3 protein-coding genes are annotated in these 2,890 nt (G+C 77.7%); 1 reads left to right on the top strand and 2 read right to left on the bottom strand.

The window, feature by feature from the left end:
• Window positions 1–105 precede the first annotated feature (105 nt).
• Window positions 106–714, top strand: coding sequence for an NAD(P)H-dependent oxidoreductase (locus tag GTQ99_RS21755; protein WP_166617781.1), 609 nt, complete (start codon window positions 106–108; stop codon window positions 712–714).
• A 3-nt stretch (window positions 715–717) separates the two neighbouring features.
• On the opposite strand, the gene GTQ99_RS25630 is transcribed toward GTQ99_RS21755, so the two are convergent.
• Both GTQ99_RS25630 and GTQ99_RS21745 read right to left on the bottom strand, forming a co-directional pair.
• The gene (locus GTQ99_RS25630) at window positions 718–1,524 is read right to left on the bottom strand and encodes a sucrase ferredoxin (RefSeq protein ID WP_166617780.1); all 807 of its coding nucleotides are present in this window, start codon (window positions 1,522–1,524) and stop codon (window positions 718–720) included.
• 83 nt (window positions 1,525–1,607) lie between these two features.
• Window positions 1,608–2,890: cupin domain-containing protein (locus GTQ99_RS21745; RefSeq protein WP_166617779.1), on the bottom strand; the 1,283-nt coding region annotated here is incomplete at its 5' end.

Below are 2,890 nucleotides of genomic sequence, written 5' to 3'. Positions count from 1 at the left end.
GGGAGGAGCCGCCGAGGGGAGGGGTCCGGCGGCCTGGCCCGGCGCGGCCGCAGGCGCTACGTTGGGCGCGCCAGTCAAGTTGCACCTTCAACGACAGGAGCTCCCGTGAGCGACGTCAAGCTCGCCATCGTCTACTACTCGGCCACCGGCACCACCCGCGCCATGGCCGAGCGCCTGGCCGCCGCCGGCGAGGCGGCCGGCGCCGAGGTCCGGCTGCGCCAGGTCGAGCGCCGGCCCACCGGCGGCGAGAAGGCGGCCACCGACGCGCAGGCCGCCGAGGCCGAGGCGGCCAAGGGCGCCCCCGGCGCCACCGCCGACGACGTCGTGTGGGCCGACGCGGTCCTCTTCGGCTCCCCCACCCGCTACGGCAACGTCGCCGGCCAGCTGAAGATCTTCATCGACTCCCTGGGCGCCCAGTGGGCCCAGGGCCTGCTGGCCGACAAGGTCTACGCCGGCTTCACCACCTCCCAGACCGCCCACGGCGGCCAGGAGACGACCCTCATCGCGCTCTACAACACGATCTACCACTTCGGCGGCATCATCGTCCCGCCCGGCTACACCGACGGGCTGAAGTTCGTCGACGGCAACCCCTACGGCGTCAGCCACGTCACCGGCGGCGGCAACGACGTCCCGCTGGGCGAGGCCGAGCTGAACGCCCTGGACCACATGGCCACCCGCGTCGTCGGCGTGGCGCGCAAGCTGCGCTCGGCCTGAGGCTCAGCGCTCCACGCGCTCCAGCTCCCACGTCCGGGCCCGCTGCGCGGAACCGGCCGAGCAGGTGAGCTGGTGCGCGGGAGCGGTGCCCTCGCGCAGGTGCACCCGCACCGGCGCGTCGTCGACCTGCAGGTCGACGACCCAGCGGCCGTCCTCGCCGCGCACCGCGGCCCGCGGGCGGACCGCCTCCAGGGCGTCCAGGCCGTCGAGCAGGCGCACGTGCCCCTCGGCGGCCTGGACGACCATGGCGTCGCAGCTGCGCCCGCGCAGCAGCCGCGGCAGCAGCCGGCCGGAGCCGACGGCCGCCACCAGCGCCGCGGCGTCCTGCGGCTGCACGCGCCCGTGCACCGCACCGTCCGGCAGCGTCAGCACCGTCGCGGCGAAGCGGTCGCCGCCCAGGTGCGAGCACTCCCACACCTGCTCGGGCACCAGCGCGGCGAGCGCGTCGACGACGGGGCGCCCGCGCAGCGCGCAGCACCAGTCCTTGCGCCCGTGGGTGCACACGAGCAGCAGCGGGTCCGGGTGCCGGCTCCAGCCGGTGTCGTCGGCGGCCGCCGCGGCCAGGTCCTCCGGGCCCGCGCTGCGGGTGAGCACCGCCGAGCGCCCGCGCCGCACGTCGGCGAAGAAGAGGCGCCGCGGCCCGTCGGGGTCGCGCCCGGCCGCCGACGGGCGGCGCACCAGCAGCAGCCGCACCCCGCGCTCGGCGGCCACCTGCCGCAGCCGCTGCGTCAGCTCCTCGCCGAGGCGGGTGGCCGGCACGGCGCCCGGCCCCCACGGCCCCGGTTCCTCCACGAGCAGGTAGCCCCGCACGCCGGTGGCGGTGCCGAGCAGCTGGTCGCCGCGCTGCTCGGCCTGCGCGGCGCAGGAGAACCTGCGCGCGGCCGCCGGTGCGCTCAGACCGGCCCCTGCCCGTCCTGCTGGTCGGCCACGAGCACGTGCTCGCGCACCAGCCTGCGCAGGACCACGAGGGCGTCGGCCTCGTCGACGCCCAGACCGGCGTCCACCAGCGCGGCGGCGGAGCCGCCGACGGCGAGGAGGTGCTGCAGCACCGGCAGCAGCCAGCCGGGGAAGGAGACCGTCCGGTCGCCCAGGCGCACCTCGGCCCGCTCCCCCGCCTGCTCCACCCGCGCGCCGAGCCCGCGGCGCGGGCGCAGCAGCCGCTCGGGGTCCAGCGAGCGCGCGAGCGCGTCCTGGGCCAGCGGCGCGACGGGTTCGGCGGGCACGGCCCGGGCGCGGCGGCGGGCGACCAGGCGGCGCACGGCCGCGTCGTCGAGCTCGTCCAGCCAGCGCTGGGCGGCCGCGCGGAAGAGCGCGACCTCCTCCTCGCCGACGTCGGCGGGACCCACGGGCAGCGCCCGGCGCAGCGCGAGGTCGTCGCGGCCGGCGGAGGCCACGGCGTCGGTGAGCACGTCGGCCCACGTCGTCGACAGCAGGCCGATCGTCAGGTGGATGGAGCGCTCGTCGGTGGTGCGCGCCGAGTGCAGCCAGCCGCGCGGCAGGAACAGCGCGTCGCCGGGTTCCAGCACGGTGTCGACGACCGGGGCGCGACCGCCCACCGGGTCCGGCCCCAGCGCCTTGGAGGGCTGCGACTTCAGCGGCAGCTCGAGCGCCGGCGGGTGGATCGTCCAGTGCTTGCGCCCGTCCACCTGCAGCACGACGACGTCGTGGGTGTCGTGGTGGGGCTTGAAGCCCTGCGCACCCGGCGGGGTGACGTACACGTTGACCTGGCACTGGTGGCCCAGGTCGGCGGCCAGGTCGGCGCAGAAGCGGGCCAGCGGCGGCCAGGTGCGGTGCAGCGCCTGCAGCACGATCGTCGCGCCGGCCGCGTAGCCGCGCGCCACGCCCTCGCTGTCGGCGAGGTCGCTCAGCTGCTGGTTGCCGGCGACGGCCTTGCGGGTGAAGGAGTCCCGCGGCAGCCCGACGCCGTCCTTGACCATCGTGAAGAACGGGGTGCGCAGCGCGCGCGGGCCGAGCAGCTCGTCGACGTCGGCCGGCGAGAGCAGGTCGTGCACGTCGGCGCGCCCGCCCTCGGCGGCCCGGTCGGCGGCGCGCACCAGCAGCGGGCGCGCGTTCCAGTGCTCGGTGGCGATGCGGTCCGCGGCGGCGCCGAAGCAGCGGCGCAGCGCGGGGCCCGCACCCGCCGCCGGGGACGAGGTCCCGGCGGCGGGGTCGGTGC

The sequence above is a fragment of the Kineococcus vitellinus genome (assembly GCF_009906315.1).
Taxonomy (GTDB): domain Bacteria; phylum Actinomycetota; class Actinomycetes; order Actinomycetales; family Kineococcaceae; genus Kineococcus; species Kineococcus vitellinus.
The sequence above is the reverse complement of the archived record's forward strand: the minus strand, read 5'-3'. Positions and strand labels throughout refer to the sequence as shown.